General features: G+C 35.2%; 6 protein-coding genes and 9 tRNA genes. All 15 read left to right on the top strand.

Annotation, left to right across the window (positions count from 1 at the left end; genetic code table 11):
* Positions 1–67 precede the first annotated feature (67 nt).
* The 15 genes from RYL55_RS08085 (at position 68) to RYL55_RS08015 (ending at position 6,450) form a co-directional block, all read left to right on the top strand.
* A tRNA-Val gene (locus RYL55_RS08085) sits at positions 68–140 on the top strand.
* Positions 141–149: 9 nt separating this feature from the next.
* Positions 150–222: transfer RNA gene (locus RYL55_RS08080), tRNA-Lys, on the top strand.
* Between the two features lie 17 nt (positions 223–239).
* Positions 240–321 (top strand) — tRNA-Leu (locus tag RYL55_RS08075).
* 13 nt (positions 322–334) lie between these two features.
* Positions 335–407 (top strand) — tRNA-Thr (locus RYL55_RS08070).
* A 16-nt stretch (positions 408–423) separates the two neighbouring features.
* A tRNA-Gly gene (locus RYL55_RS08065) sits at positions 424–495 on the top strand.
* 25 nt (positions 496–520) lie between these two features.
* Positions 521–606: transfer RNA gene (locus tag RYL55_RS08060), tRNA-Leu, on the top strand.
* Positions 607–631: 25 nt separating this feature from the next.
* A tRNA-Arg gene (locus tag RYL55_RS08055) sits at positions 632–705 on the top strand.
* 27 nt (positions 706–732) lie between these two features.
* A tRNA-Arg gene (locus RYL55_RS08050) sits at positions 733–806 on the top strand.
* A 4-nt stretch (positions 807–810) separates the two neighbouring features.
* Positions 811–884 (top strand) — tRNA-Pro (locus tag RYL55_RS08045).
* An 81-nt stretch (positions 885–965) separates the two neighbouring features.
* On the top strand, positions 966–1,832 hold the full coding sequence (locus RYL55_RS08040) for an ROK family protein (RefSeq protein ID WP_315008526.1): 867 nt from the start codon (positions 966–968) through the stop codon (positions 1,830–1,832).
* A 234-nt stretch (positions 1,833–2,066) separates the two neighbouring features.
* Entirely contained in the window at positions 2,067–2,609 is a 543-nt protein-coding gene (locus tag RYL55_RS08035) for an XRE family transcriptional regulator (RefSeq protein ID WP_315008524.1), read from the top strand.
* 26 nt (positions 2,610–2,635) lie between these two features.
* A complete protein-coding gene (locus tag RYL55_RS08030) occupies positions 2,636–3,745 on the top strand; it encodes an ABC transporter ATP-binding protein (RefSeq protein ID WP_315008522.1) in 1,110 nt (369 codons plus the stop codon).
* Positions 3,738–4,547: an ABC transporter permease gene (locus tag RYL55_RS08025; protein WP_315008521.1), complete on the top strand. Its 810-nt coding sequence runs from the start codon at positions 3,738–3,740 to the stop codon at positions 4,545–4,547. Before RYL55_RS08030 ends, RYL55_RS08025 begins: the two co-directional genes overlap by 8 nt.
* Positions 4,547–5,383 carry an ABC transporter permease gene (locus RYL55_RS08020; protein WP_315008519.1) on the top strand — a complete coding sequence of 279 codons (837 nt, stop codon included), beginning with the start codon at positions 4,547–4,549 and terminating at the stop codon, positions 5,381–5,383. Before RYL55_RS08025 ends, RYL55_RS08020 begins: the two co-directional genes overlap by 1 nt.
* Positions 5,380–6,450, top strand: a complete 1,071-nt coding sequence (locus RYL55_RS08015; RefSeq protein WP_315008517.1) for an ABC transporter substrate-binding protein — start codon at positions 5,380–5,382, stop codon at positions 6,448–6,450. The genes RYL55_RS08020 and RYL55_RS08015 overlap by 4 nt, the downstream gene beginning before the upstream one ends.
* Positions 6,451–6,616 lie beyond the last annotated feature (166 nt).

The raw sequence follows: 6,616 nt of genomic DNA, 5'->3' as shown, positions 1-6,616 counted from the left end.
AGCGCCGATAGTAGTTGGGGGTTTCCCCCTGTGAGGGTAGGACGTTGCCACGCTTTTCAAATATTATGGAGGTTTAGCTCAGCTGGGAGAGCACCTGCCTTACAAGCAGGGGGTCAGCGGTTCGATCCCGTTAACCTCCATATCATAAAGAGTGATTAGCTCAGTTGGTAGAGCATCTGACTTTTAATCAGAGGGTCACAGGTTCGAGCCCTGTATCACTCATTCTCAAGCGAGAAATCGCGGGTGTGGCGGAATTGGCAGACGCACTAGATTTAGGATCTAGCGCCGAGAGGCGTGGGGGTTCGAGTCCCTTCACCCGCACTATTAAATTTCAGCCGGCTTAGCTCAGTTGGTAGAGCATCTGATTTGTAATCAGAGGGTCGAGGGTTCAAGTCCTTTAGCCGGCATTTAAATGAATAAATTGCGGAAGTAGTTCAGTGGTAGAACACCACCTTGCCAAGGTGGGGGTCGCGGGTTCGAACCCCGTCTTCCGCTTTGCCAATGATAAACCATGGCCCATGCCGGGGTGGCGGAATTGGCAGACGCACAGGACTTAAAATCCTGCGGTCAGTGATGACCGTGCCGGTTCGACCCCGGCCCTCGGCATTTTCAATACAATTGAATAAAAATTGCACCCATAGCTCAATTGGATAGAGTACTTGACTACGAATCAAGCGGTTACAGGTTCGACTCCTGTTGGGTGCATTTTTTCTATATATAAGTGAATAAGTAGCACCCATAGCTCAATTGGATAGAGTACTTGACTACGAATCAAGCGGTTACAGGTTCGACTCCTGTTGGGTGCATTATCGGGAATTAGCTCAGCTTGGTAGAGCACTTGGTTTGGGACCAAGGGGTCGTAGGTTCGAATCCTGTATTCCCGATTTTTTGATGACAAGTAAGTACTAGCTTACTTGTCTTTTTTTGTATATAATATAATTATTAATTTATTGGAGGAATAATATATGGTATTAGGTAGTATTGAAGCTGGAGGTACAAAGTTTGTTTGTGCGATTGGAAATCATGATATGGAAGTTTTAGAAAGAATTTCAATTCCAACAACAACTCCAGCAGAAACTTTGCCAAAGGTTTTTGAGTTTTTTAAAAAGTATGATCAAGAATTAGAAGCAGTTGGAGTAGGTGCTTTTGGACCTATTGACAGTAATAAAAAATCTCCAACATTTGGTTATATTACTTCTACTCCAAAATTAGCATGGCAAAATTTTGATTTCATAGGTGAATTGAGACGTCATTTAAATGTTCCAATTAATTGGACTACTGATGTGAACGCAGCGGCTTATGGAGAATATTATTTTGGTCATGGAAAAGATTTAGAAAGTTTAGTATATTATACATTTGGAACCGGTGTTGGAGGAGGGGCTATCCAACGTGGTGATTTTATAGGTGGAATGAATTTCCCAGAAATGGGTCATATGATTGTAAAACGTCATCCAGAAGATCATGCAAAATGTATTTGTCCTTTCCATTCTGATTGTTTAGAAGGTTTAGCAGCTGGACCAGCTTTACAAGAAAAAGCTGACCGTCCTGCTTTTGAATTAGAACCAACTGATCCAATTTGGGATATGGAAGCTTTTTATGTTGCACAGTGTATTTATAATACTACTTTAATTTTAGCGCCTGAAGTGATTGTTTTAGGTGGTGGAGTGATGCAACAGTCCCATTTATTAAAGAAAGTTAAACAAGAATTTGAGAAATTAATGAATGGGTATGTGGGATATCCTTCAGTAGATGAATATTTACAAACTCCTGCATTAGGAAATAATGCAGCAACTATTGGTTGCTTAGCAATGGCGAAGGATCTTTTAAAATAATTAAATTTCAAGAAATTGACTTTTTATTAGTAGCAATGGACGGCAGCAAACCTTTGGTTTCATGGCTCTAATGCTACTCTGAATCCTTATTTCTATATTTACTCGTCTGAACTCTATACATGGTATAGAGTTCTTTTTTTATTTTTTGAGATTTATTTGTTGACTATTACTAAACTTAGAGTATAATAAGTCATAGTGTTATTAAACTTTAAGTTTAAAGATTGGAGGGATAAGATGGAAATAGGGAGTCATTTGAAAGCTCTGCGTGTTCAAAAAGGACTTACCCAAGAAGAATTAGCTGAGAGGACGGATTTGTCTAAAGGATATATTTCCCAATTGGAAAATGATCTAAGTTCGCCATCAATGGATACTTTTTTTGATATTTTAGAAGTGCTAGGATGTGCACCAAAGGATTTCTTTGAAGATGGTCCAGAAGAAGCACTAACCGTTTATGGTCCAGAAGATATGACCATCATGGAAGATCCTAAACACAAAACTATTGTTACTTGGCTAAATCCAGATTCAAATGAACATGAGATGGAACCTGTAATTTTGGAATTTCAACCGAAAGGCGAATACAAAGTGTTCGAACCATCATTATCCGAAACTTTTGGATATGTTCAAGAAGGTAAAGTTCAGGTGAAAGTGGGAAAACAAATTGAAGTTGTCTCAAAAGGAGAATCATTTTATTTTGAAGCTTCTGCTAAACACCAAATAAAAAATGCTGGCGATGAAACAAGTAAGGTCTTAATTGTCGCAACAAATTCGTATTTATAATAAAAAGGAAGGATTGGTACAAAAACATGTCCAACAATACAATTATTACATTTGAAAATGTTACAAAATCTTATGATGATACTCAAGTTTTAAAAAATATTAACTTTGAAATTGAGAAAGGGAAATTTTATACATTATTAGGCCCTTCTGGATGTGGAAAAACTACCATTCTTCGTATTATTGCTGGTTTTACTGATGCAACAACTGGATCAGTTACGCTAAATGGAGAAGATGTAACGGATTTACCACCGAATAAACGTAAAGTAAATACTGTTTTCCAAGACTATGCATTATTCCCTCATATGAATGTATTTGAAAATATTGCATTTGGCTTACGTTTGAAAAAATTACCTGAAGATGCGATTAAGCAAAAAGTTTCTGAAGCATTAAAATTAGTTCAATTATCAGGATATGAAAAACGTGAGATTGTTCAAATGTCTGGAGGACAACAACAACGTGTTGCGATTGCTCGTGCCTTAGTGAATGAACCTGAAGTTCTTTTATTAGATGAACCGTTATCTGCTCTAGACTTAAAATTAAGAACAGACATGCAGTATGAATTACGTGAATTACAACAACGTTTAGGTATTACATTTATTTTCGTTACACACGACCAAGAAGAAGCGCTTGCGATGAGTGATGAAATCTTCGTATTAAATGGTGGGGAAATTATTCAATCAGGTACTCCAGTAGATATTTATGATGAACCAATTAACCGTTTTGTTGCGGACTTTATCGGAGAAAGTAATATCGTTGCTGGGGTCATGAAAGAAGACTATTTAGTAGAATTTGTTGGCAAAGAATTTGAATGTGCCGATGCCGGTATGCGTCCAAATGAAAAAGTTGAAATCGTTATTCGTCCGGAAGATTTATCTTTAACAAGTGTAGATAAAGGAAAATTAACTGTTGAAGTGGATACACAATTATTCCGTGGCGTTCACTATGAAATTATTTGTTATGATGAAAATAAAAATGAGTGGATGATTCACTCAACGAAGAAAGCGGAAGTAGGAGCAAAAGTTGGTTTATACTTCGAACCACAAGATATCCACGTAATGCGTTTTGGAGAAAGTGAAGAAGAATTTGATGCTCGTCTAGAAAGCTACGAGGAAGCGGAGGACGATAGCAATGACTAAAAATTCACGTATGTTCTTTTCCATTCCATATCTTTTATGGTTGGCATTATTTGTAGTGACTCCACTAGCAATGATTTTTTATAAATCATTTTTCAATATTAATAATCAATTAACAATTGGAAACTATACAAATTATTTTTCTTCAGGTAACTATTTGGAAATGACTTTTAACTCAGTGTGGTATGCATTTTTAGTCACATTAGTAACTTTAGTCGTGAGTTATCCAACAGCTTACTTTTTAAGTAAAACAAAACATAAAAATTTATGGTTATTATTAATTATTTTGCCGACTTGGGTGAATTTATTATTAAAAGCTTATGCTTTTATTGGTATTTTTAGTCAAACGGGTACTGTAAATCAATTTTTATCATTATTTGGGATTGCACCAAAAGAATTTTTATTTACGGATTTTAGTTTCTTAACAGTAGCTGCTTATATTGAATTACCATTTATGATTTTACCAATTTTCAATGCGGTACAAGAATTGCCAAGTTCTCTAATTGCAGCAAGCCGTGACCTTGGTGCGACTCCTTGGCAAACATTAAAAAATGTTGTCATTCCATTAACGATGAGTGGTGTTAGAAGTGGTATTCAGGCAGTATTTATTCCTTCACTTTCTCTATTCATGTTAACTCGTTTAATTGGAGGAAATCGTGTAATTACATTAGGGACTGCTGTAGAGCAACATTTCTTAGTGACACAAAACTGGGGAATGGGTTCAACAATTGGTGTTGTCTTAATTGTAGCGATGATTGTTTTAATGTTTGTAACACGTGATCGTAGAAAAGGAGGAGAAGCATAATGAAATTAGAGAAAAATCATTGGTTATCAAATGCTTATTTAGTATTTGTATTTGCAGTACTATATGCTCCAATTTTCTATTTAATTTATTATTCATTCAATAGTGGTGGAGGAATGAACGATTTCCAATCGTTTACTTTAGAACATTATCAAGCTGTTCTTGGGGATACAAGATTAATTGGAATCGTTATTGATACTTTAATTTTAGCGTTATTATCTGCGCTATGCGCAACGATTATTGGAACTCTTGGGGCAATTATGATTGATTTTATTCGTTCGAATAGAAGAAAACAATTTGTTCTTGGAATGAATAATATTTTATTAGTTTCACCAGACGTTATTATCGGTGCAAGTTTATTAATTTTATTTACATTTATTGGATTCAAATTAGGATTTTGGTCTGTACTACTTTCTCATATTGCGTTCAATATTCCGATTGTTGTATTAATGGTTTTACCAAAATTAACAGAAATGAATCGTTCAATGATTACTGCGGCACGTGATTTAGGTGCAACAAGTTCGCAAGTGTTAACACGTATCATTTTGCCATCAATTACACCTGGAATTTTAAGTGGGTTCTTTATGGCATTTACGTATTCACTAGATGATTTTGCGGTAACCTTCTTTGTAACAGGGAATGGTTTCTCAACAATTGCAGTTGAAATTTATTCAAGAGCCCGTCAAGGAATTAGTTTACAAATTAATGCTTTAAGTACATTAATGTTCTTATTCTCATTAGTTTTAGTAATTGGATATTATTTCATTCAACAATATCAAGCAAAACGATTAAATCAAAAAAATGCAGAGAATGATTTAGTGAAGGGGGTAGCGTTATGAAGCGATTAATGATGTTTCTTGGAGCAATTTTAGTCGCAAGTTTAGGATTGTTTCTATTTAGAAAAAATTTCGAAACAGCTATTGCCGGTAGTCCTGATACGATTATTGTCTACAACTGGGGAGATTATATTGACCCTAGTTTAATTACTCAGTTTGAAGAAGAAACAGGTTATAAAGTAATTTATGAGACTTTTGATTCAAATGAAGCGATGTATACAAAAATCAAACAAGGCGGAACAAATTATGATGTGGCGATTCCAAGTGAATATGCGATTCATAAAATGTTAAAAGAAGATTTATTAGTGCCATTAGATTATTCTAAAATTGAAGGTATGGAACATTTAGATGAAAAATTCTTGAATAAGAGTTTTGATCCAAATAATCGTTATAGTATTCCTTATTTCTGGGGAACTTTAGGAATTATTTATAATACAAAAAATATTGCTGAAGGTGAAATTACAAAATGGTCTGATTTATGGAAAGAGGATTACAAGGATTCGATTTTATTTATTGATGGGGCTAGAGAAATGATGGGAATTGCTCTTCAAACTCAAGGATATTCTTTAAATGAGAAGGATCCTGAAGTTGTAAAAGATGCGGGTAAATTCTTGAAAACATTAATGCCAAATGCTAAAGCGGTTATTGCAGATGAGATGAAGACGTATATGGCTTTAGAAGAAGCTTCAATCGGGGTATCGTTTTCTGGGGAAGCTGCTAAGATGATAGAGAAGAATGAGAATCTAACGTACGTTTTACCTGAAGAGGGAACGAATTTATGGTTTGATAATATTGTTATTCCTAAAACAGCTAAAAATTATGATGGGGCTTATCGTTTTATTTCTTTTTTATTGAGACCTGATGTGGCTGCTAAAAATGCAGAATATGTAGGGTATTCAACTCCGAATAAGGATGCATTAGAGTTGTTGCCGGAAGAGGTAACAAGTAATGAGACTTTTTATCCTACGGATGAGCATATGGAAAATATGGAAGTGTATGAGAATTTAGGTTCTGAGTTGTTAGGATTGTATAATGATTTGTTCTTGGAAGCTAAGATTTTCCGCAACTAAAATGTTCGTAATAGACTTTGTTTTATAGTAGCAAAAGGACGCAAGCAGCCAGCTATGTCTGTCTCATTGCTAAATTTCGAGCCTAAGGTCTCGAAATTTCCAGTAATATAATCTGACTTTGCAGATTATATTACTAATGCTACTATACAAAGTCTTTTCTTTTGGA

The sequence above is a fragment of the uncultured Granulicatella sp. genome (genome assembly GCF_963515615.1).
Lineage (GTDB): Bacteria > Bacillota > Bacilli > Lactobacillales > Aerococcaceae > Granulicatella.
The sequence above is the reverse complement of the archived record's forward strand: the minus strand, read 5'-3'. Positions and strand labels throughout refer to the sequence as shown.

What these genes read in the sequence shown, in the direction of transcription:
- RYL55_RS08025 (WP_315008521.1), top strand. Translation starts at nt 3,738, where the DNA reads ATGACTAAAAATTCACGTATGTTCTTTTCCATTCCATATCTTTTATGG.
- RYL55_RS08015 (WP_315008517.1), top strand. Translation starts at nt 5,380, where the DNA reads ATGAAGCGATTAATGATGTTTCTTGGAGCAATTTTAGTCGCAAGTTTA.
- RYL55_RS08040 (WP_315008526.1), top strand. Translation starts at nt 966, where the DNA reads ATGGTATTAGGTAGTATTGAAGCTGGAGGTACAAAGTTTGTTTGTGCG.
- RYL55_RS08035 (WP_315008524.1), top strand. Translation starts at nt 2,067, where the DNA reads ATGGAAATAGGGAGTCATTTGAAAGCTCTGCGTGTTCAAAAAGGACTT.
- RYL55_RS08020 (WP_315008519.1), top strand. Translation starts at nt 4,547, where the DNA reads ATGAAATTAGAGAAAAATCATTGGTTATCAAATGCTTATTTAGTATTT.
- RYL55_RS08030 (WP_315008522.1), top strand. Translation starts at nt 2,636, where the DNA reads ATGTCCAACAATACAATTATTACATTTGAAAATGTTACAAAATCTTAT.